Raw genomic sequence first — 21,325 nt, forward strand, 5'->3', positions numbered from 1 at the left:
AATGTGGACAAGCATTGCGTAGTGTGAACACGCGCACTAGCGTAACAATCGACGAATGCCCGAAGATGCCCGTTCACCCGTGGTACTCGGGAACGACGACAAGGAAGTCTCATGTTTCGAACTCGGCGCTTGATCGCAATTGCGGCCGCGGCTGCGGCCAGCCTCGGCCTCCTCGCGTCCTGCGCGGACTCGTCCTCTCCGCAGGCCGACGGCTCACAGGATGGCGACGCGGGGACACTAACGCTTTATTCGTTCACCGAACCGACGAGCTGGGACCCGGCCGGCTTCGGTGAGAGCCCGTACCTCCCTTACGCACTGGCGGTCTACGACACGCTCTTCGTCATCGGCGCCGATGGTCAGGTGACCCCCAAGCTCGCCTCGGGGTACGAATACAACGATGACCGGACGGAACTCACACTGGCGCTCGAGGAGGGAATCGCCTTCGACGACGGCACTCCCTTCGATGCCGCCGCGGTCAAGGCCAACATCGAGCACTTCCAGGCCTTCGCGACGCCGGCGGGCCCCCTGCTTCAGCACGTCGCCGACGCCACGGTCGTCGACGACGAGACGGTGCAGCTCACTCTCTCCCAGCCGGATCCCGGGCTGCTGTTCTCTCTCACGCAGGCCGCGGGGCTGATGGGGAACCCGAACACGCTCGGCACGGACGAGATCGCGAGGGAACCGGACGGAACTGGTCCATACACGCTCGACGCTCAGGGGTCGGTGCAGGGGTCGCAGTACGTCTTCGACCGGAAGGATGAGTACTGGGGACAGGACTACCCATACTCCACCGTCACCTATTCGGTCTTCCCGGATGAGGTCGCGCGACTCAACGCCTTCGCCTCGGGCCAGATTCAGTATGCCCACACCACAACGGCCGCGGCTGCGATCGACGCCAGGGATGCCGTCGCCGACGCGACCATGCAAGACACCGCGGTGACATGGGAGGGGCTGTTCTTCTTCGACCGTGACGGCGAGCTGCAGCCCGAGCTCGAGGATCCCCGCGTGCGAGAAGCGCTCGCGCTCGCCATCGACGCAGACGCCATGATCGAGACGATCCGCGGCGGCTACGGCGAGGCAACCGACCAGATCTTCTCGCCCACGATGGATGCCTTCGACGACGCGCTGGAAGGCAGCCACGATTACGACCCGGAACGCGCGAAGCAGCTTCTTGGGGACGCCGGATATCCCGACGGATTCACGCTGCCGTGGCCGCGCACCGGCACGATCCTCCCGGAGATCTACACCGCGATCTCCCAGTACTGGAACGAGATCGGCGTCACGACGGATGACGTGCAGTGGGGCCCCGGAGAAGCGGTGGCGTCGATCATGGCCGGCGACTTCGGCGTGGTGTACTTCTCGAACCTCCAGCTTCTGGACACCTGGTCAGTCATCCAACTCTCGGTTGCTCCCGACACCCAATACAATCCGTTCGGATCCGAGACCTCCGAGCTGAATGAGCTGATCGAGGAGCTGCAGTTCGCCGCCGACGACGAACGCGCCGCAGCTGGCCAGGCAGTGAATGAGTACCTCGTGGAAAACCATTGGTTCGCGCCGCTGTATCGGCCCGCGATGTTCTACCTGACTGCCCCCGAGATCAGCCTCACGGTTCAGCCCGGCTATGTTCAGCCGCCGATCTGGGCGTTCGCGCCAGCCTCGTGAGTACGCTGCTCCTCAAACGCGCGCTCTCGGGTTTCACCCTCATTCTGGCGATCTCGTTCATCGCTCAGCTGCTCGTTCTTCCGGGGATCGACAACATCGCCCGCAACGTCCTCGGTGAGCTTGCGAGCGACGAACAGGTCGATCAGAAGGCCGTGGAGCTTGGCTTAGACCGTCCGCTCATCGTGCGATACGGCGACTGGCTGCTGCGTGCGACGCAAGGAGATCTCGGCAGGTCCTATTTCACGCCCCAACCGGTCACGGAGGCGATCGCCTCGCGCCTTCCGGCGACGCTGTCGCTGGTGATCGCCGTGACCGCACTGACCGCGCTGATCGCGTTCGCCCTCGGCATCGTGGCGGCCATCAACCGCGGCAGCGTCGACCGGATCCTGCAGGTGCTGGTGACGGTCGCCGATGCGCTTCCCGCCTTCGTCATCGCGATCTTCATGGCCACCGTGTTCGCCGTGCAGTTGCGGTGGCTGCCGGCGACCGGCTACGTGCCCCTCCATGAATCGCCGGTCGGATGGCTCGCGTCGCTCACGCTGCCGGTCATCGCGATGACCATCTCCGGCGTCGTCGGCGTCGCTCAGCACGTGCGCTCGTCGGCGATCACGGTGGTGAAGAGCGACTACTTTCGCACCCGGCGCAGCCGGGGGCTTCCGAGCCGGTATCTGCTGATGACAACGGTGCTGCGGAACTCCGCGACGCCGGGAATGGCGGCGCTGGCCGTCCAGGTCGTCGGGCTCCTCGGCGCCTCCGTCGTGATCGAAGTCGTGTTCGCCCTGCCGGGCCTCGGTTCGCTCGCCGTTCAAGCGGCACTGCGGTCCGACATCCCCGTCATCCTCGGCATTCTGATGACCTACGTCGTGATCGTCGTCATCGTCAACCTGCTCGTCGACCTGCTGATCGCATGGATCAATCCGAAGGTGAGGATGAACGCGTGAACGCCGTAGCCACTGTTCCGGTTCCGCGGTCCGGCATCGCCCGTCGCTTCTTCGGGAATCCGCTCGGCACCGGATCAGCTGTCACACTCGTGCTCGTCGTGCTGATCGCCGCGTCGGCGCCGCTCCTCCCCCTCGCCCCGCCAGAGGCAGGCAATCTCTCCAGCGCGATGCAAGGGCCGTCAGGAGAGCACTGGCTCGGGACGGACACCACGGGGCGCGACATCCTGAGCCGCTTGATCTGGGGAGCGCGCATCAACCTTCTCGGCGCGGTGCTCACGGTCGTCGTGGCGCTGGTCCTGGGGGTGCCCGCGGGAATCCTGGCGGGCTACCACCGCGGATCCGTCGACACTGTCACGAGCTGGGTGAGCGATCTCGTCATGGCCCTCCCGGGCATTATCGTGCTGCTGGCCGTCAGCGCCGTCATGGGGCCGTCGATCTGGTTGGCGATGGCGATCTTCGGGGCGATGCTCGCGCCGGCCTACTTCCGCATCGTGCGCGCCTCGGTGCTCGCCGTACGCGGCGAACTCTTCGTGGATGCCGCCATCGTCTCGGGGCTCTCCGACACGCGGATCCTCTTCCGACACATCGTCGCTGTCGTGCGCGCGCCCATCCTCATCCAGGGCGCACGCCTGGCGGTCATCGCGATCGCCATCCAGGCGGGCCTCGAGTTCCTCGGTGTCGGAGACATCAGCGTGCCGTCGTGGGGCGGAATGCTGAACGAGGGATTCCGGCGCATGCACGACTCTCCCCGGCTCATCCTGTGGCCGAGCCTCGCCATCGGGGTCGTCAGCATGGCGCTCGTGCTCTTCGCCAACGCGCTCCGGGACACCCTGGAGGAGCGCAGCCAATCGCAGAGCCGGAGGCGTGGCCAGCGGCCCGAACGCGCAGGACGGCAGTCGGCGGCACTCGGTTCGCCGGCGCAGGATGAGGACACGCTGCTGAGCGTCAGCGGGCTGCGAGTCGCTTACGGGTACCGCAGCGGAGACGTCGAGGTCGTCCATGGCGTCTCGCTGGACCTCCGCCGGGGCGAAGTTCTCGGTCTCGTGGGCGAGTCCGGCTCCGGAAAATCGCAAACGGCTCTCGCGATGCTCGGGCTCCTGCCGCACGGCGGACGCATCACGGACGGATCCATCCGGCTCGGCGAGACGGAGCTGACCCGCGCCAGTGAGCGCGCGTACGAGCGGATCCGCGGCGGGGACATCGCGTACGTCCCCCAGGAACCGATGTCGAACCTCGACCCCACCTTCACGATCGGCAGCCAGCTCGTCGTCCCGATGCAGAAGAAGCTCGGGCTCACACGAGGCGAGGCGCGCGATCGCGCGCTGGAGCTGCTCGGAACCGTAGGGATCCGCGACCCCGAGAAGGTGTTCTCGTCCTACCCCTTCCAGCTGTCCGGCGGCATGGCCCAGCGCGTCCTCATCGCCGGCGCGGTGTCCTGCCGGCCACGGATCCTGATCGCCGATGAGCCGACGACGGCGTTGGACGTGACCGTGCAAGCTGACGTGCTCGACATCCTGCGAGCACTCCAGCAGGACAGCGGCATGGCGGTCCTCATGGTCACCCACAATCTCGGTGTGGTCGCTGACATCTGCGACCGCGTCGCGGTCATGTCCCAAGGCGAGATCGTCGAGACCGGAGACGTGCGCGCCATCCTGCGTGCACCCCAACACGACTACACCGCTTCGCTGCTGGAGTCGATGCTCAACGACGCCACCACACGAGACGACATCGATGAACGTATGAACGCTCTGCACGGAGAGGGCAGCCAATGATCGAGGAACGCGTCCGTGACACCGCCTCTCTGTTGAGCGTCCGAGACCTCGCTGTCGGCTACGGCAGCAGGCGGCGCCGGTCGTCGCAGGCCGTCGTGAGTGACGTGAGCTTCACGGTGCCGAGCGGCACCACGCTCGGCCTGGTCGGAGAATCCGGTTCCGGGAAATCGACGATCGGCCGGGCCATCTTGGGGCTGGCAACGCCCCTGGAGGGCTCCATCACCTTCGACGGACAGGACATTACGCACCTCTCCCGTCGTCAGCGCCGACCGCTCACGAGCGAGATCCAGGTCATCTTCCAGGATCCCTACTCGTCGCTGAACCCAGCGATGGAGATTCAGGAGATCCTTGCCGAGCCGCTCATCGCTCAGGGCGGGTCCGCGCGGGACGCGCGGACCCGCGTCCGGAAGCTGCTGGATGCGGTGCACCTGCCCTCAGACGCCGCCCGCCGTCTCCCGAGCGAGTTCTCCGGGGGCCAGCGCCAACGCGTCGCCATCGCGCGCAGCCTCGCGACGGATCCCCGCCTCATCGTCTGCGATGAGCCCGTGTCGGGGCTGGACCTCAAGACGCAAGCGCATGTGCTGGACCTGCTCATCGAGCTGCAGCAGCGCACCGGTGTCGCGTACCTCTTCGTCTCGCATGACCTCAGCGTGATCAGACACATCAGCCACGACGTGGTGGTGCTCCTCGACGGCAGGATCGTGGAATCCGGCCGCGCACGCGAGATCACGGAGAACCCGCGCCACCCGTACGTGAAGCGGCTGTTCGTGTCGTCCCCCGTGGCCGACCCTGACGAGCAGGCACGTCGGCGCGAAATGCTCCGGGATCTGGCGCGGGGCGATCGCGTCGACGCTCGGTGACCGCGGACAAGTCCGCCTCGTTCTCCGACGAGGGAGCTACGCGGTGAAGCCGCCGTCCACGGGCAACACAACGCCGCTGATGTGGCTCGCGCGATCACTGAGCAGCCAGGCGGCGCTTTCTGCGACCTCGGAGGTCTCTGCGGCCTTGCGCAACGGAGTCGACGCGATGCGGGCCTTCACGCCGTCCGGGATCACACCGTCGGTCTTGACCAGCATCGAGGTGAGCACGGGCCCCGGCGCCACCGCGTTGACCCGTACGCCCACGGGCCCGTTGTCATGGGCCGCCGTGCGAGTGAGCCCGATGACCGCATGCTTCGTCGCCTGATATGCCCCGAAGCCGGGGCTGCCGCGAAGCCCGCCGACGCTGCTGACATTGACGATCGCTCCGGCACCCGCGGCTCGCATGACGCGCGCCTGCTCGCGCAGGCACAGCCAAACGCCCTTGACGTTGACGTCCATGATGCGGTCGAAATCGGCTTCCGTGACTTCGTCGAGACGCCCGCCCTGGGTGATCGCCGCGTTGTTGAACGCGCCGTCCAGGCAACCGAACCGCGCGACGGTCTCGTTTACGAAGCGGGCGACATCCGCCGCCACCGCCACGTCGCCGACGACGTACGCGGCTTCATGCCCCGCGCCGGTCAGCTCGTCGGCCAGCGCGCGCAGCGTGTCTTCCGAGCGCGCGGCCAACATGACCGACGCTCCCTCCCGCGCGAACAGCCGAGCTGAGTCGGCGCCAATGCCGGTGCTCGCCCCGACCACGAGGATGGACTTCCCCGCAAGCAGGCCTGTTAGTTTCGCGTGATCCTCCGGGGCCATCACGTCGTCGCCTCGCCGTGCGCTGCGCCGTCGACATCCGTCGCGTGCCGTGCGGGGTAATCGTCGGCATTGAGCACCCAGCCGGAGAGCGAGAAGTCTTCTCGCGGCGGGGAAAAGATGTCGAGCAGCTGCTGGTGCGCGCCGACGCCCTGCGTCGTATGCGTCGTGGGCGGCGGAATCACGCATATCGACGGCGTCGCGATCTCGCGGTGCTCATCCTCGCGCCACTGCGTCGAATCGGGCCCCCACGGGTAGCGGATGTGATGCACGAAGCTTCCCTTCACCGCGAGGGAGATCTGCTCGAAGTCATCGTGATGATGTGGCGAAAGCTTTCGCTCGTTGCGCGGCCCGGGTTCTTCGGCCAGGAAGTTCACCATGAGGTTCGTCGTGCGGAAGATGCGTCCGAACCGGCCCTCCACGATCGGAGTGTCGGCGAGCCGGTAGACGCGGAGCCGAAAGCCGCCGACCGGCTCGGGCCACGGCTCGAGGGGCGCGGCGCGCTGGTCGGGCTCGTCGTAGGCCGCGGCGTTCAGCGAGCCGACTCGGAGATCGTCCGCGACGGCGGAGAAGAGGCGGATCAGCGTTCCGTCACGACGCACTTCGAGCGTGCTGTCGCCGGGCGGGACGACGACGAACGCTTCCTCGTCGACCTCGGCTGTTTCGCCTCCCGCTTCGACACGCACGGGCGCGCTCGCGGAGTACATCAAGACCGCGTACTCATCGGGCTGCGCGGTGCGCGAGAAGACGTCGCCCGCTTTCGCATCCGTATAGGCGACCACGAGGTTTGCGGCTCGCGCGAACCAGGTGCGACTGCCGTTCGGCGCGACCTCGCTCGGTTCCAGCGTGAGGAACTCGATCCACTGCGACCTCTTGATGGGAGTCGCGGGATCGACGGTGGCCGCCGGAGCCGGCGCCGCCAGCGTGGAGCGGATATCGTCTTTGGCATACATCGTCATGACGTGCTTCCTTTCTGGAGCGGCGCCTCGTCGACGCCCTTGAGCTCGAGCATCCGGCGAGCGTCCGCGGGTGTCGCGATCTCACGGCCGAGGTCTTCGACGGCCGCACGGATCTTCTTCACCTGCTGCGCGTTGCTCGTGGCGAGGCGCCCCTTGCCGATCCACAGGTTGTCCTCTAATCCGACGCGCACATGCCCGCCGAGCCACGCGCTGTGCGTCGCGAACGGCATCTGCTCGCGGCCCGCCGCGAACGCGGAGAGATAGTAATCCTCGCCGAACAGCTTGTCCGCCACGGCGACCATGTGTGTCAGGTTCGCATGATCCGCGCCAATGCCCCCGAGAACGCCGAACACCCCCTGGATGAGGAACGGCGGCTTCACGAGCCCCTTGTCGACGAAGTACGCGAGCGTATAGAGGTGGCCGATGTCGTAGCACTCGAATTCGAAGCGGGTGCCACGCTTCTCACCGAGCTCGCGCAACGCGTACTCGATCTGCGCGAACGAATTGATGAACGGGTGCGAGTAGGTGTTGAGCACGTACGGTTTCTCCCACTCGTGCTTCCACTCTGTGATGCGGTCCGCGATCCCCGAGTAGACGAAGTTCATCGACCCCATGTTGAGCGAAGCCAGCTCGGGCCTGAGGTGCTTCGCCGCGGCAAGGCGTTCGTCAATGGTCATCGATGAGGCACCGCCGGTCGTGATATTGATGACGGCGTCCGTCTCCGACAGGATCGGCGGGACGATCTGCTCGAACACGGCCGGCTCGAAGGCGGGCCGCCCGTCCGGGTGTCGCGCGTGCAGGTGGATCACGGCGGAGCCCGCGTCGACGGCATCGAGCGCGTGCCGGACGATCTCGTCCGGGGCGAGAGGCAGGTGGTCGCTCTGCGACGGCACGTTGACGCTGCCGGTGATCGCCGTGCTGATGATCACCTTGTCTGCTCGGCGCATCAGGAAGTCCCTTCTTTCAGCTCTCGCCCGATTCGGACGGCGGTCCGAGCAGCGGGCGGGAATACGACGGGTCCGCCGGGGTCCGGCGAGCCCACAGACGGTGATGCGGGTAATCGATCGCGTCCATCGCCGCGGAGAACTCCGCGATGAGCACGCGAGTGGCGATGCGCCAGTCTCCGGCGCGGCGCTCGAAACGATCGACGTACCGGCCCCCGGTGAGGTGCAGCCGTGGCTGATCGTCGGCCGCCTCCGCGGACAGACCGGTGACGAGCTGGAAGTACGTCTCCGTATGGGCGACGTCGCCGTCGAGATCGATCGAGCAATTGAGAAGCAGGTGGTGGCTGAAGGTGCGCTTCGCATCTCTGACGCTCCAGTCCTCGATGAGCGCCTCGCCCGCCGGGTGATACGCGATCGGGCCGCCGTGATGATCCGTCGCGTCGCGATGGAAGACGGAGCGGATCATCTCCAGGTCCTTGCGGTCGAGCCCGCGAGCGTAGCGATTCAAGCAATCGCGTATCGCTTCGCGGTCCAGCATCTGCTGGACCTTCTTGTGGAACTCGTCAGTCGTCATTCGACCACCGCCCTCCGGTCGTGTCGTTCAGGTCAAGGGGTCTCTTCCAGCCCCAGGAGGAACGCGGTGTTGTGACAGATCATCTGGCGAATGTCCCGCTCCGGAACCCCCTCGTCGAGAAGCCTCTGGATGACGTTGATGTACCCATCGACGGGGAACGGATTCACCTTCTGGCCGAGATCAGAGTTGATCACAGTCCGTTCCGGGCCCACCTTCTCGATCCAGTCGACGAGTCGCGAGATAGGAAAGCCGGGAGCCGGGACGTCCGGGTGATACATCGACATCTCATGTTCGACGAACGCGCCGTGACTCAGCATCGCCTCGAGGTCGCCCTCTGCAGCGTCGATGATGTAGTCGGGGTGGTGGACGAGCATGCGACGCACGCCGTTCCGTTTCGCGGTGGCGAACAGTTCGGCCATCTGCGGCGCATCGAGGTGACCGCCGGTCAGCATGATGTCTGCTTCGGCGACGAGCTGGGTCACACGCGTCGTCTGCTCGGAGACGTTGCCCGAGTCGTCGAAGATGGTCACCTCGTCTTCTTCGAGATTGCCGCCGGCCGCCGGAAAGCCGTCTCCGTCACGGTGCGCCTCGATGTGCTGGCCGGCCGACACGGTGGGTCCCCAGACTGCGCGGCCGCCCATCTGTATCGCGACTGCGACCGCGGACGGGTTGATGCCGCCGACCTCGGAATTGAGCGCCACACCGCCGAAAGCAGGCGTCGGCGCATCCTTGAGCTGGTCGGCCATCGCAAGGAGGTCCATCACCGTGTTGTGGTGGTGCGACTTGATCAGGATCGCTCGCAGGTTGATACGCGCAGCGTCGTATGACGCCTCGACATGGTTAAGCTTCCGCGGAAACGGGCTCGGACCGGAGTGCACGTGCAAATCCACCGCCCCGTCAAGAACCTTCAGGAGCGCGGGGGAAACGGTGGAGTCTTCTGCGATGAGCATCCTAGAACCTTCTCGCTTGTTCATATTTCGGACTATACGTTCACCATATGGCATGCGACTTCGTCCTGTCTAGGACGCGGACACCACCGGCCACGTCGACCGCGCAACGCGAAACATGCCGGAAGCCCGCCGCTCCCCACGCATATCAGGCGACGACGCTGGCGGGAGAAGCTGGTGCCCAGCAGAGGATTGGTTCATATCTTGTATCGCCTGACTGCATGGCGCCACGGGCGGCGCGCCCGCGCGCCCAACCGTGTCGCCCCCGACGCGCGACACGGCGCCATTGTTCGGATTGTGGCTCGGGCAACTACGGTATGAACAACGTGTTGTCACGCGGAGCTGAAGCGCCCCCGCGAGCGAAGGACGGTAAAAGTGATGAACAAGCGACCCGACGTCCCCGTCGGACCAGAGCAGTCCGCGGCCGCGCCACTCCCGGGCAACGACCGCGGTCCGATCCAGTCGATCGACCGCGCGGCGAACATTCTGGCGCTGTTCGACGAGAACACCCGAACGCTCACGCCGCCACTCGTGTCCGAGCGACTCGGCCTCAACCGGACGACGGCACACCGCTACCTCCAAGCGCTGCAGAGCGCCGGCTTCCTCTCGCCCGCCCTCTCTCCGGGCCCACTGTTGGACCAACTGTCCGCGCTTGTCTCGACACGGCAGCAGATTGTCACGCTCGCCCCGACGATCATGCGACACCTGTCCGATGAGACCGGCCTCACCGTCGTGCTGAGCTTCCTCGGACGATCGGGCGCCATCGTGACACTCGTCGAAGAAGCGACCGTCGGCACGATCCTCCTGACGGTCCCGGTGGGCACCGTGCTCGAATTGAAGGCGGCACAGTCGCGCATCCTGCTCGCGTTCCAGTCAGATCCGGATACCGTCAGCCGGGCGCTGGCCGCCCTCCCTCCGGCCGAGCTCCCCGCCGAACAGGCGGCGCTGGCTCGCGCGCGTCGCGAACGCGTCGCCTGGGCCGACCTCAATCGCATGGGCCTCGCGTCGGTGGCGGCACCCATCTTCAGTGACCACGACGTGCAGGCGGCCATGGGTCTCCTCGGAACGACGACGATGCTCTCGACGGACGACGAGGGTGCGCGCAACAGGGTGGCGTTGCTCAGCGACGCCGCAAGCGAGCTCAGCTCGCTGATCTCCACCTGAATTGCCCAGCGCGGGTTCGCATTGTGTGTGCCATGTTCGCATCCTGAATCTTTCCACTCGCCATTCCGGGTCAGCACCCACCCGCGCCCGTCAAGGCGTCGCGGGAGGTTCACATATTGAACTAGATGATTGCAATTCGCACAGGTGGCTGTTTTACTGAACTGAGCGCGCCTGACCAACCGCTCCCCCAACGAGAGAGACGACGATGTCTGGAATCCTCCGCCTTCCCGCACGCGTGCACTTCGGGTACGGCGCCCGCGCACAGATACCCGCGCTCCTGAGCGCTCACGGCACACGCGTGTTCGCCCTCGTCGACCCGTTCCTCATCGGAACGGAGCTGCTGGACGAGGTGCTCACGGCGGCGCAGTCGGCAGACCTGACCGTCGAGGTGTGCGCCGACGTGCAACCCGAGCTGCCGGTGGCCTCTCTCGACGAGGTCGCCGCGCGGGCACGTGCCTTCGCCCCCGACGCCATCCTCGCCATCGGCGGTGGCAGCGCTCTCGATGCCGCCAAGCTTGTCGCGCTGCTGCTCGCCCACGGCGGACCGCTCTCGCGCTTCTACGGCGAGAACGCGGTCCCGGGCGCGATCACGCCCGTGGTCGCGGCACCGACAACAGCAGGCACCGGATCCGAAGTGACGCCGATCGCGGTCGTCACGGACCCTGACCGTGCGCTCAAGGTCGGCGTCTCCAGTCCGCATCTCGTTCCGGTTGCCGCGGTCGTCGACCCGACGTTCACACTCGACGCGCCCGCGAATGTCACCGCGTTCTCCGGGATCGATGCTCTCGTCCACGCCGTGGAGTCGTACACGGCCGCGGCCCGCGAGGCCAACTGGACAGACACTCTCCCCGTCTTCATCGGCCGCAATGTGCTCACCGATCCACTCTCCCTCGCGGCGATCGAGAAGCTCGGCACCTGGCTGCCGACTGCCGTCGCGGATCCATCGGACCGCCGAGCGCGCGAGGAGGTCGCGCTCGGGAGCCTCCTCGCCGGCATCGCCTTCGGCTCCACCGGCACCCACCTCTCGCATGCGCTGCAGTATCCGATCGGGGCCGAGACGGGGACGCCGCACGGGCTCGGCACGGGTCTGATGCTCCCGTACGTCCTCGACGCCGTCCGCGCGGATCCGGCGGTGACGGAGCGGCTGGCCGTCGTCGGATCGGCTCTCGGGTCGCCTGCGGACGATATCGCGAGCCGCGCCAACGACGCCATCGCCGCCGTCGCCCGCATCAACCGCCAGATCGGAGTGCCGACGTCACTCGCCGACATCGGCATCACGCGGGATCAACTCCCCCGTATCGCTGAGCTCGCGCTCGCTTCCGAACGCCTGGTCACCATCTCCCCGGCCCCCGTCACCATGGCGATGCTCGGGGAACTCCTCGAACGCGCCTGGGCCGGCGACCTCCGAACGTAAAAACGTCGGGGCAACGAATGAACGAGGCCCCGACGTTTGACGGTGGTGCGCAAGGGGGGACTTGAACCCCCACGTCCGTAAGGACACTGGCACCTGAAGCCAGCGCGTCTACCGATTCCGCCACTTGCGCGTGTTCGCTTCGACGCGAACTCAACCTCCCGAGAATAACACGGTGCTCGGGTGCCGAGTAAATCGCGTCATCCTTCAGAGGTACCTGAAAGTCCACCACGGTTAGATTCGGCTTACCAGCAGCGGCCAGTAGCATGACGCTATTCATCGATCCGATACCGAGGAGCACCGTGGGATTGCTTGACAGCTTCGAGAAGGGGCTCGAGCGTGCCGTCAACGGCGCGTTCGCGAAGACCTTCCGCAGCGGCGTCCAGCCCGTCGAGATCGCATCTGCCCTCCGGCGCGAGATGGACACGACGGCAGCCGTCGTCAGCCGCGAGCGGATCCTGGCGCCCAACAGCTACGAGGTGTTGCTCAGCCGTGTCGACTCCGAGCGCCTCGCGTCACTGGGGCAGTCGCTGCACGACGAGCTCCACGAGATCGCGGCGAAGCACGCTACGGCGCAGGGATACAGCTTCTCGGGCCCGCTGACCATCTCGATCGGCGCCTCAGACGACGTCGCCACGGGCACGATCGACGTGACGAGCTCGTCGGTGGAGGGCGACGTCACGTGGCAGGCCGTGCTCGATGTCGACGGCGTACGTCACCGCGTGACCCGTGCGCGGACGGTCGTGGGCCGCGGATCCGATGCCGATATCACCGTCTCCGACTCCGGCACGAGCCGTCGCCACGTCGAGATCCTGTGGGACGGCAAGCGCGGCATGGTGCGTGACCTCGGATCCACGAACGGCTCGCGTCTCGACGGACAGAAGGTCAAGCAGGCGGCGCTGGCCGATGGCCAGACGATCACGATCGGGCGCACGAACATCGTGTTCCGGGTGATCCCGACGGCGCAGCCGAAGGCACAACGCCTCCCGGATCACCAGGACGCGACGCAGATTATCGACGCCTTCACCCGGGGCGCGAATGAGTGAGCTGACGCTGTTCGTGCTGCAGTACGGATTCCTCCTGCTGCTGTGGATCTTCGTGTTCGTGCTCATCTTCGCGCTACGCGCCGACGTCTTCGGCGGGCGCGTGCGCCGACTGCCGGAGTCCTCCGCACCCAGCCCGCCCGCGGCCGCACCCGCCGCGCCGGTCGACAACCACGCCGAGACGGTGGCGCACGACATGCCGCGCGGATCCGCGTCATCGGGATCCGACATCGGCCGCGTCGTCATCACCTCGGGGCCGCGCGCGGGACTCGAGATCCCCCTCGGCACGGATCCCCTCACGATCGGGCGCTCGAGCGAATCCGGACTCGTGATCCGCGACGACTACACGTCCAGCCACCACGCGCGCCTCATCCGCTACGACGGCCGCTGGATGCTCCAGGACCTCGATTCCACGAACGGTACTTTCCACGACGGCGAACGCGTCACGTCCGGCTCCCCGGTCGCGATCCGCCCTGGCGCCCCGATCAAGGTCGGCGCCACGACCTTCGAGCTGCGGAAGTAGCCACTGACCGATGGTCTTCGAAGGCTCCAGCGCCGCGATCAGCCACACGGGGCGCGTGCGGTCGAACAACCAGGATTCGGGCTACTGCGGCTCGAACCTGTTCGTCGTCGCCGACGGCATGGGCGGCCACGCGGGCGGCGATGTCGCCTCCGCGGTCGCGATCGACCGACTGCAACCGCTCGATCGGCCGTTCGAGAACCCCCCGGAGGCCGAGGAGCTCCTGCGCACGACGATCGCCGCGACGGCGAGCGACCTCGTCGAGATCGCGGGCCGCCGACCCCAGCTCGCCGGGCTCGGCACCACCGTCAGCGCGGTCGCGATGGTCGACGAGTACGCGGTCATCGGACACATCGGCGACTCGCGGATCTACCTGTTCCGCGATGACGCGCTGACGCAGATCACGGCCGACCACACCTTCGTGCAGCGCCTCGTCGAGACCGGCCGGATCACGCCGGAAGAGGCCCGCTATCACCCGCGGCGCTCCGTGCTGATGCGCGTGCTCGGCGATATGGACGTCAACCCCGAAGTCGACACGTTCATCATGCCGACGCGCCCCGGCGACCGCTGGCTGCTCTGCTCCGACGGGCTGTCCGGGGTCGTGGACGATTCGCATATCGCGAAGGCGCTCAGGCAGGAGATGCCCCCCGGACGCACCGCAGACACCCTGTTGCGGCAGGCGCTCGACGGCGGCGCGCCCGACAATGTCACCGTCGTCATCGTCGACGTGGGCGGTCACCACCCGCTCCACACGGGAACACCCACGATCGTCGGATCCGCGTCGAACCCGGACGGCGTCGACGTGCCCGCGTCGCGCTCGCTGCTGCCGACCGGCTGGCTGCACCCGCAGCGCGCCGCCGCGAACGAACCCAGCCACTTCGAGCCCGACACCGACTACCTCGAAGAGCTCATCGCCGAGGACCGGCGCCGGTCGCGACGGCGCCGCATCGTCGGAGCGACCGCGTTCGTCCTCCTCATCGGCGCGCTCGTCTTCGCCGCCGTGTCGTTCTACACCTGGACCCAGACGCGGTACTTCGTCGGCGTCGATCAGGACAGCGTCGTCATCTATCAGGGCATCCAGCAGCAGATCGGTCCGATCTCCCTGTCGACGCCCTACGCGGACACCGACATCATGCTCATCGACCTGCCCTCGGCGTGGCAGTTCCGCGCCGAGGAGACGATCCCGGCGGAATCGCTCGAGCACGCCCAGCAGATCGTCGAGAACCTGCGTTCGCGCGCGATCGACACGGGAGGTGACGAATGACCGAGACCGCAACCGACACGGCCGACCGCCGGGTCAAGCGCGATCTGCGACGGATCCGCCGCGCGCAGCGCCTGCGCAACCGCGAGCTGATCCTTCTCACCTTCGCGGTCGCTCTCACGGTAGGCGCCTTCACGCTCGTGCAGCTCGGGGCCCTCGGGACCCTTGACCTCGGGATCCTGGCGATCGCGGTAACCCTGTGTGCCCTCGCGGTGGCGCTGCACATCGTGCTGCGCATCCGGGCGTCCCAGGCCGATCCGTTCCTCCTTCCCGTCGCGCTGTTGCTGACGGGGCTCGGCACGGCCATGATCTACCGCATCGATCTGGCCTATGAGGCGAACGGCATCGCCGAGCAGTCGAACGCCGGCGCGCACCAGCTCCTCTACGCGATGCTCTCGCTCGGACTCTGCGGCGTGCTCGTCTGGCTGCTCACGAACTATCGCGTGCTGTTCCGATACACCTACATCTTCGGCTTGACGGGCGTCGTGCTGCTCATCCTGCCGTTCGTGCCGTTCCTCAACGGCGGCGGTAACGCCGTGGTGTGGATCCGCATCGCCGGATACAACTTCCAACCGGGCGAGATCGCGAAGATCTGCCTCGCGATCTTCTTCGCCGGCTACCTGGTGCGCACGCGCGAGTCGCTCGCATCGACGGGTCGGCGCGTGCTCGGCTTCACCTTCCCGCGCGCGCGGGAGTTCGGTCCGCTGCTCGTCATCTGGCTCATCTCGATGGGCATCATCGTCGCGCAGCGCGACCTCGGCACGGGGATCCTGATCTTCGGCATGTTCGTCGCGATGCTGTACGTCGCCACGGGCAAGACGGGCTGGGTGCTTATCGGTGTGCTCCTCGCCGGAGCAGGCGCCGCCGTCGCGAGCGCCGTGATGCCCTACGTGCACGGACGCTTCGACCAGTGGCTCAACGCGTTCGACCAGGATCTCTACAACGCCGACGTCAACTCGAGCTTCCAGCTCGTGAACGGCATCTTCGGGCTCGCGCACGGCGGCATGTCCGGCACCGGGCTGGGCCAGGGCCGGCCGCACCTCACGCCGGTCGCCAACAGCGACTACATCATCCCGAGCCTCGGCGAGGAGCTCGGCCTCATCGGTCTGTTCGCGATCCTCGCGCTGTATCTCGTCTTCGTCAGCCGTGGCGCGCACGTGGGCGTCGCCGGCCAGGATGATTTCGGAAAGCTGCTGTCGGTGGGCCTGGCGTTCACGATCGCGCTTCAGGTCTTCATCATGGTGGGTGGCGTCACCCGCGTCATTCCGTTGACCGGTCTGACGACGCCGTTCCTCGCGGCGGGCGGCAGCTCGCTGCTCGCGAACTGGCTCATCGTGGCGATCCTGTTACGTGTCAGTGACGCGGTGCGCCGACAGCCCCGGGCGGTGATCGGATGACCAAGGAGATCCGGCGGCTGAGCATCATCGTCGCCTTCATGTTCGTGGCGCTGTTCGCGTCGACGAGCGTGATCCAGGTGTTCTCCGCCAGCGAGCTGGCGGGTAACGAGAACAACCGTCGCACGCTGTACGACTCGTACGAGGTGAGGCGCGGCACGATCATCGCCGGTGGCGAGCAGATCGCGCGCTCCCAGTCGACGAACGACCGTTACGCCTATCAGCGCGTGTACACGGATCCGCTGATGTGGGCGGGCGTCACGGGGTACTTCAATCCCGCGCTCGGCTCGGCAACGGGGCTCGAGCTCGCCATGAATCAGGAACTGAGCGGTTTCGCCGACTCGGGCTTCCTCTCGCGCCTGAACCAGGTCGTCACGGGGCAGGAGCCGCGCGGCTCCTCCGTCGAGCTGACGCTCGACCCCGCCGTCCAGCGCGCCGCGTACGACGCCATGATCGGGATGGGCTTCTCGGGAGCCGTCGTCGCCGTCGAACCGGACACCGGGCGCCTCCTCGCGCTCGTGTCCACGCCGGGCTTCGACGCGAACGCCCTCGCCGTACACGACTCGGAGCAGGCGCAGGCAGCGTACGACCAGCTCGAGGGGGACGAGCTTCACCCGCTGGTGAACAAGGCCCTGCGCCAGACGTACCAGCCCGGATCCATCTTCAAGATCGTCGTTGCCGCAGCTGCGCTGGAATCGGGCGACTTCACACCGGACAGCACGTTCGACAACCCCGCCGAGTACACGCTCCCGGGATCCGGCACCACGATCTACAACGCGACCCGCGGGACCTGCGGCGGCCTCGGCTCCGACGAGGTCACGCTCGCCGAGACGATCGAGTACAGCTGCAACATCCCGATGGCACAGCTGGCGGACGAGCTCGGCGCCGAGGCGATCCGGGAGCAGGCCGAGCGCTTCGGCTTCGGCAGCGAGTTCGCGGTGCCGCTCACGTCGGTGCCATCGGTCTACGACCCGTCCGGCGCTGCCCAGACGGCGCAGTCCGGCTACGGCCAGAACCGGGTCCTGTCCACTCCGCTCCAGGCCGCGATGTGGACCGCGGCGATCGCGAACGGCGGCACGCTGATGTCGCCGTGGATGGTCGACCAGGTCGTCGGCGAAGACCTCTCGGTGCAGCAGCAGTACACGGCATCCGAGATCGGACGGGCGCTGGACGAAGACGTCGCAGAATCCGTTACCGAGATGATGGTGTCAAGCGTGACAACCGGGGCCGCTTCCAATGCAAGAATAGAGGGCGTTGACGTGGCCGGGAAGACGGGCACGGCGGAGAACGACGATGCACCGCATACGCTGTGGTTCACCGGCTTCGCTCCGGCGGAGGATCCCGAAGTAGCGGTCGCGGTCGTGGTGGAAGACGGCGGCGGCCAGGGACAGTCAGGTTTTGGAAACACGATCGCGGCTCCCATCGCGAAGAAGGTCATGGAGGCGGTGCTCGCACAATGAGGCCAACGCAAGGTGTGACGTTCGGCGGGCGTTATGAGCTGAGTTCCCGCATCGCCATCGGCGGCATGGGCGAAGTCTGGGAGGCGACCGACCACGTCATCGGACGCACGGTCGCGATCAAGATCCTCAAAGACGAGTACATGGGGGATCCCGGCTTTCTGGAGCGCTTCCGCGCCGAGGCCCGCCACGCGGCGCTCGTCAACCACGAGGGCATCGCGAGTGTCTTCGACTACGGCGAGGAGAACGGATCCGCGTACCTCGTCATGGAGCTCGTCCCCGGGGAAGCGCTGTCGACGATGCTGGAGCGCGACACGTCGCTCGCCTCCGACAAGGTGCTGGACTACGTCTCGCAGACAGCCTCCGCGCTGCAGGCCGCCCACGCCGCGGGCCTCGTGCACCGTGACATCAAGCCCGGAAACCTGCTGATCACGCCCGACGGCCGCGTGAAGATCACCGACTTCGGCATCGCGCGCATCGCCGACCAGGTGCCCCTCACCGCCACGGGCCAGGTCATGGGCACGGTGCAGTACCTGTCGCCGGAGCAGGCGTCCGGCCACCCCGCGAGTCCCGCCACGGACATCTACTCGCTCGGCATCGTCGCGTACGAATGCCTGGCCGGGAAGCGTCCCTTCACGGGGGAGTCGCAGGTCGCGATCGCGATGGCGCAGATCAACGACACGCCTCCTCCGCTGCCGGAGTCGATCCCCGCGCCCGTGCGCCGCCTCGTGATGGCGATGATCGCGAAGAAGCCCGCCGATCGCCCGGCCTCGGCGGCCGCCGTCTCACGCGCGTGCAACGCACTGCGGCGGGGCGACATGAGCGCCGCCATCGCCGCCGCGCCGATGCTCGCGGCCGGTGCGGGCGGATCCGACGAGATGACGCAGCTGCTCGCCGGCACGGGAGCCGCCACGCAGATGATGCCCGCGACCTCGCCGCTGCCGATGGACGCGAATCAGCCGGCCCAGAAGCCCAAGAAGAAGCGCAGCCCGTGGACGGGCCCGCTGATCGCCCTCATCGTGCTGCTCGTCGTCGTCATCGCCGGCGCCGTCTGGGGCCTGACGACCGGGTTCTTCGACGGTGACGATGGTGGGGCGGCCGCGACGCCGACGCCGACCATCGAGCCCACACCGCAGCCGACGGAGACCGAGACTCCCGAACCGGAGCGCGTCGACGTGCTCGCGCTCGGTCTCGAAGGCCGCACGTGCGACGACGCGCAGCGTGTGATCAGCGAGCAGGACGCGCAGATCACGTTCAGTTGCGACGTCGGAAACGCCGCGAGCACCGAGGACGAGGTCGGGACGATCTACGAGGTCTCGCCCGGCGGCTTCGTCAACGAGGGCGACACGATCACGGCGACCTATTACGCCGAGCTTCCCGAGATTCCCGCGCCGGAGAATCCGCCGTCGTTCAGCGAGACCGAGATCCAGCGCGGCGCCGTCGTGCAGCTGAACTGGGAGCCCTTCACCTGTCCCAGCGGCACGGGCGACCTGCAGGGCTACGAGGTCACCGTCGAGGGCGGCATCTTCGACGACGGATCCGAACAGCGCACCTTCGGTGCCGGCGGGTACGTGACGCAGGTCGCGATCAAGGAAGACGCGCAGTACGTCGGCGCCTCCTACCGAGCCATCTGTGCGTCCGGTGACACGCAGCGCACCTCCGATGCCGCGTCGATGGACCCGATCGAGACCGTCGCCCCCGACGACTCAGACGGACCCGGGGGGCCCGGCCAGTCGCCCAACCCCAATCCGAGCGGACCGCCTTCCGACGGTGACGCCACGTGACAGACGACCCCACTGAGGCGATCGGCACGCCCACGCAGGCCGAGCGCATCCTCTCGGGTCGGTACCGCGTCGATGCGCTCATCGGACGCGGCGGAATGGCGAGTGTCTACCGCGGTTATGACCTCACGCTCGGGCGCACGATCGCGATCAAGATCCTCCGCAGCGACCTGGCGCAGGACAACACGTTCCGCACGCGGTTCCGTCTCGAGGCGCAGGCCGCGAGTCGGATGGCGCATCCGTCGATCGTGCGCGTCTACGACGCCGGCGAGGATCTCGACGACGACGGCTCCGGCGGCACGACGCACACGCCGTACATCATCATGGAGCTCGTCCGGGGGCGCCTCCTCAAGGACGTCATCGCCGCGGGGCCGGTGTCGGCGGACGATGCGGCGGGCTACATCGACGGGATCCTCGAGGCCCTCGAGTATTCGCACCGCGCGGGCGTCGTGCACCGCGACATCAAGCCCGCGAACGTCATGATCGATGACGACGGTCAGATCAAGGTGATGGACTTCGGCATCGCGCGCGCCGTGAGCGATACGTCCGCGACCGTGGCCGAGACGACGACGATCCTCGGCACCGCGGCGTACTTCTCCCCGGAGCAGGCACAGGGTGCCCCGGTCGACGCACGAGCCGATCTCTATTCGACCGGCGTCGTCTTATACGAGCTCCTTGCCGGCCGTCCGCCCTTCGTGGGTAACTCGCCCGTCGCGGTCGCGTCGCAGCACGTGCGCGACGCGCCGACCCCCCCGACCCAGGTCGGCGACGACGTGCCCGCGCAGCTGGATCCCGTCGTGCTCCGCGCGCTCGCGAAGGATCCGGCGCAGCGCTTTCCCGATGCGGCCACCTTCCGCGAGGCGCTGGACGCCGCCCTCGACGGCCGCGCGCCCTCGCAGCGCCAACTCACCCATCTGACGGAGGAGCTATACGGCGCGGGCCAGCGCGCCCGCAACGAGGTCGCGCACACGCTCACCCAGCTCTCCAGTGAGACGGGCACAACGCGCACGCAGTCCGGGCCGCCCGTGGCATGGGTCTGGGCGGCGATCGCCCTCGTCATCGCCCTGATCATCGCCGTCGGCTACTGGGTCGTCCGCACGGATCCGCTCGACTTACGCGCCGCCGACACGGTCGACGTCGCCAATGTGTCGGGCTGGTCACTTGAGGCCGCGACAGCCGAGCTCGAGGGTCGCGGACTCGAGGTGACCCTGTCCTCCGAACCGAGCGACACCGTCGCCGCCGACATCGTCATCGGCACGGATCCGGCGGCCGGCGTCTCTCTCGGCATCGGCGCGACCGTCGAGATCGTCGTGTCTGCCGGCCCCTTGATGGCTGAGATTCCCGAACTCGAGGGGGACAACGAGGATGCCGCGCGCGCGGCGATCGACGGCGTCGAGGGTCTCATGCTCGGGCGCGTCTTCCCACAGAACGAGCCCGGCGTCGAACGCGGCACCGTGCTGAACGCCCAAGTCGGTGGATCCGATGTCGAGCCGGGCGACGAAGTGTTGCAGGGGTCGTCGGTGGATCTCACGGTCGCGACCGGCCGCGTGACGGTCGCGGACCTCACGGGGTTCACGATTGACGCCGCCAAGCGGATCCTCGAGGAGGAGCTGCAGCTCGACGTGGAGGTCGAGAAGGACAACACCTGTGAGGAGTCGGATCTGGTGACGAAGCAGGATCCGGGCGTCGGCGACGTGCAGATCGACGAGACCGTGACGCTCACACACTGCTCGGGGGACGACGACTTCGTCGATCCCGATGGCGACGAACCCGGATACCGGCCGTTGCAGGAAAGCACTGCGCTCGTTCTCCCATAGACTGA

The 21,325-nt window shown here is 67.3% G+C and carries 18 protein-coding genes and 1 tRNA gene; 13 read left to right on the forward strand and 6 right to left on the reverse strand.

Annotated features, from left to right (window positions below):
• Positions 1–111: 111 nt before the first annotated feature.
• Genes IEW87_RS02155 through IEW87_RS02170 form a run of 4 tightly spaced genes read left to right on the forward strand, consistent with a single transcriptional unit; the run spans position 112 to position 5,235 of the window.
• Entirely contained in the window at positions 112–1,662 is a 1,551-nt protein-coding gene (locus tag IEW87_RS02155) for an ABC transporter substrate-binding protein (protein ID WP_188710673.1), read from the forward strand.
• Complete coding sequence (locus IEW87_RS02160; RefSeq protein WP_188710674.1) at positions 1,659–2,603, forward strand: ABC transporter permease; 945 nt, start codon at positions 1,659–1,661, stop codon at positions 2,601–2,603. Before IEW87_RS02155 ends, IEW87_RS02160 begins: the two co-directional genes overlap by 4 nt.
• Complete coding sequence (locus IEW87_RS02165; protein WP_229730854.1) at positions 2,600–4,375, forward strand: dipeptide/oligopeptide/nickel ABC transporter permease/ATP-binding protein; 1,776 nt, start codon at positions 2,600–2,602, stop codon at positions 4,373–4,375. Before IEW87_RS02160 ends, IEW87_RS02165 begins: the two co-directional genes overlap by 4 nt.
• Entirely contained in the window at positions 4,372–5,235 is an 864-nt protein-coding gene (locus IEW87_RS02170) for an ATP-binding cassette domain-containing protein (RefSeq protein ID WP_188710676.1), read from the forward strand. Before IEW87_RS02165 ends, IEW87_RS02170 begins: the two co-directional genes overlap by 4 nt.
• Before the next feature lie 36 nt (positions 5,236–5,271).
• Here IEW87_RS02170 and IEW87_RS02175 read toward each other — a convergent pair whose 3' ends face one another.
• Genes IEW87_RS02175 through IEW87_RS02195 form a run of 5 tightly spaced genes read right to left on the reverse strand, consistent with a single transcriptional unit; the run spans position 5,272 to position 9,475 of the window.
• Positions 5,272–6,051, reverse strand: a complete 780-nt coding sequence (locus tag IEW87_RS02175) for an SDR family NAD(P)-dependent oxidoreductase (RefSeq protein ID WP_188710677.1) — start codon at positions 6,049–6,051, stop codon at positions 5,272–5,274.
• The gene (locus IEW87_RS02180) at positions 6,051–7,007 is read right to left on the reverse strand and encodes a cupin domain-containing protein (protein WP_229730855.1); all 957 of its coding nucleotides are present in this window, start codon (positions 7,005–7,007) and stop codon (positions 6,051–6,053) included. Before IEW87_RS02180 ends, IEW87_RS02175 begins: the two co-directional genes overlap by 1 nt.
• Complete coding sequence (kce, locus tag IEW87_RS02185; protein ID WP_188710678.1) at positions 7,004–7,954, reverse strand: 3,5-dioxohexanoate:acetyl-CoA acetone transferase; 951 nt, start codon at positions 7,952–7,954, stop codon at positions 7,004–7,006. The genes IEW87_RS02180 and kce overlap by 4 nt, the downstream gene beginning before the upstream one ends.
• Before the next feature lie 16 nt (positions 7,955–7,970).
• Complete coding sequence (locus IEW87_RS02190) at positions 7,971–8,525, reverse strand: nuclear transport factor 2 family protein (RefSeq protein ID WP_188710679.1); 555 nt, start codon at positions 8,523–8,525, stop codon at positions 7,971–7,973.
• Between the two features lie 32 nt (positions 8,526–8,557).
• On the reverse strand, positions 8,558–9,475 hold the full coding sequence (locus IEW87_RS02195) for a DUF6282 family protein (protein WP_188710680.1): 918 nt from the start codon (positions 9,473–9,475) through the stop codon (positions 8,558–8,560).
• Positions 9,476–9,850: 375 nt separating this feature from the next.
• Here IEW87_RS02195 and IEW87_RS02200 point away from each other — a divergent pair, with 375 nt between their 5' ends.
• On the forward strand, positions 9,851–10,636 hold the full coding sequence (locus IEW87_RS02200) for an IclR family transcriptional regulator (RefSeq protein ID WP_188710681.1): 786 nt from the start codon (positions 9,851–9,853) through the stop codon (positions 10,634–10,636).
• A gap of 205 nt (positions 10,637–10,841) precedes the next feature.
• Positions 10,842–12,050: an iron-containing alcohol dehydrogenase gene (locus tag IEW87_RS02205; RefSeq protein WP_188710682.1), complete on the forward strand. Its 1,209-nt coding sequence runs from the start codon at positions 10,842–10,844 to the stop codon at positions 12,048–12,050.
• A gap of 43 nt (positions 12,051–12,093) precedes the next feature.
• Here the strand turns inward: IEW87_RS02205 and IEW87_RS02210 are convergent.
• Positions 12,094–12,180 (reverse strand) — tRNA-Leu (locus tag IEW87_RS02210).
• Positions 12,181–12,349: 169 nt separating this feature from the next.
• Here IEW87_RS02210 and IEW87_RS02215 point away from each other — a divergent pair.
• The 7 genes from IEW87_RS02215 to pknB are packed head-to-tail and all read left to right on the forward strand — an operon-like array spanning position 12,350 to position 21,320.
• Positions 12,350–13,093: an FHA domain-containing protein gene (locus tag IEW87_RS02215; protein ID WP_188710683.1), complete on the forward strand. Its 744-nt coding sequence runs from the start codon at positions 12,350–12,352 to the stop codon at positions 13,091–13,093.
• Positions 13,086–13,613 carry an FHA domain-containing protein FhaB/FipA gene (locus tag IEW87_RS02220; protein WP_188710684.1) on the forward strand — a complete coding sequence of 176 codons (528 nt, stop codon included), beginning with the start codon at positions 13,086–13,088 and terminating at the stop codon, positions 13,611–13,613. Before IEW87_RS02215 ends, IEW87_RS02220 begins: the two co-directional genes overlap by 8 nt.
• Positions 13,614–13,623: 10 nt before the next feature.
• The gene (locus IEW87_RS02225) at positions 13,624–14,874 is read left to right on the forward strand and encodes a PP2C family protein-serine/threonine phosphatase (RefSeq protein WP_188710685.1); all 1,251 of its coding nucleotides are present in this window, start codon (positions 13,624–13,626) and stop codon (positions 14,872–14,874) included.
• Positions 14,871–16,268, forward strand: a complete 1,398-nt coding sequence (locus tag IEW87_RS02230; RefSeq protein WP_188710686.1) for an FtsW/RodA/SpoVE family cell cycle protein — start codon at positions 14,871–14,873, stop codon at positions 16,266–16,268. Before IEW87_RS02225 ends, IEW87_RS02230 begins: the two co-directional genes overlap by 4 nt.
• Complete coding sequence (locus IEW87_RS02235; RefSeq protein ID WP_188710687.1) at positions 16,265–17,725, forward strand: peptidoglycan D,D-transpeptidase FtsI family protein; 1,461 nt, start codon at positions 16,265–16,267, stop codon at positions 17,723–17,725. The genes IEW87_RS02230 and IEW87_RS02235 overlap by 4 nt, the downstream gene beginning before the upstream one ends.
• Positions 17,722–19,506: a serine/threonine-protein kinase gene (locus IEW87_RS02240; RefSeq protein ID WP_188710688.1), complete on the forward strand. Its 1,785-nt coding sequence runs from the start codon at positions 17,722–17,724 to the stop codon at positions 19,504–19,506. The genes IEW87_RS02235 and IEW87_RS02240 overlap by 4 nt, the downstream gene beginning before the upstream one ends.
• Positions 19,503–21,320: a Stk1 family PASTA domain-containing Ser/Thr kinase gene (gene pknB, locus IEW87_RS02245; protein WP_268234586.1), complete on the forward strand. Its 1,818-nt coding sequence runs from the start codon at positions 19,503–19,505 to the stop codon at positions 21,318–21,320. Before IEW87_RS02240 ends, pknB begins: the two co-directional genes overlap by 4 nt.
• The last annotated feature ends 5 nt before the right edge of the window (positions 21,321–21,325 follow it).

This window comes from Microbacterium faecale (assembly GCF_014640975.1).
GTDB lineage: Bacteria > Actinomycetota > Actinomycetes > Actinomycetales > Microbacteriaceae > Microbacterium > Microbacterium faecale.

Coding starts and splice junctions, on each gene's coding strand:
- IEW87_RS02155 (WP_188710673.1), top strand. CDS start 112: ATGTTTCGAACTCGGCGCTTGATCGCAATTGCGGCCGCGGCTGCGGCC.
- IEW87_RS02170 (WP_188710676.1), top strand. CDS start 4,372: ATGATCGAGGAACGCGTCCGTGACACCGCCTCTCTGTTGAGCGTCCGA.
- IEW87_RS02175 (WP_188710677.1), bottom strand. CDS start 6,051: ATGGCCCCGGAGGATCACGCGAAACTAACAGGCCTGCTTGCGGGGAAG.
- IEW87_RS02180 (WP_229730855.1), bottom strand. CDS start 7,007: ATGACGATGTATGCCAAAGACGATATCCGCTCCACGCTGGCGGCGCCG.
- kce (WP_188710678.1), bottom strand. CDS start 7,954: ATGCGCCGAGCAGACAAGGTGATCATCAGCACGGCGATCACCGGCAGC.
- IEW87_RS02190 (WP_188710679.1), bottom strand. CDS start 8,525: ATGACGACTGACGAGTTCCACAAGAAGGTCCAGCAGATGCTGGACCGC.
- IEW87_RS02195 (WP_188710680.1), bottom strand. CDS start 9,475: ATGCTCATCGCAGAAGACTCCACCGTTTCCCCCGCGCTCCTGAAGGTT.
- IEW87_RS02200 (WP_188710681.1), top strand. CDS start 9,851: ATGAACAAGCGACCCGACGTCCCCGTCGGACCAGAGCAGTCCGCGGCC.
- IEW87_RS02205 (WP_188710682.1), top strand. CDS start 10,842: ATGTCTGGAATCCTCCGCCTTCCCGCACGCGTGCACTTCGGGTACGGC.
- IEW87_RS02220 (WP_188710684.1), top strand. CDS start 13,086: ATGAGTGAGCTGACGCTGTTCGTGCTGCAGTACGGATTCCTCCTGCTG.
- IEW87_RS02225 (WP_188710685.1), top strand. CDS start 13,624: ATGGTCTTCGAAGGCTCCAGCGCCGCGATCAGCCACACGGGGCGCGTG.
- IEW87_RS02230 (WP_188710686.1), top strand. CDS start 14,871: ATGACCGAGACCGCAACCGACACGGCCGACCGCCGGGTCAAGCGCGAT.
- IEW87_RS02235 (WP_188710687.1), top strand. CDS start 16,265: ATGACCAAGGAGATCCGGCGGCTGAGCATCATCGTCGCCTTCATGTTC.
- IEW87_RS02240 (WP_188710688.1), top strand. CDS start 17,722: ATGAGGCCAACGCAAGGTGTGACGTTCGGCGGGCGTTATGAGCTGAGT.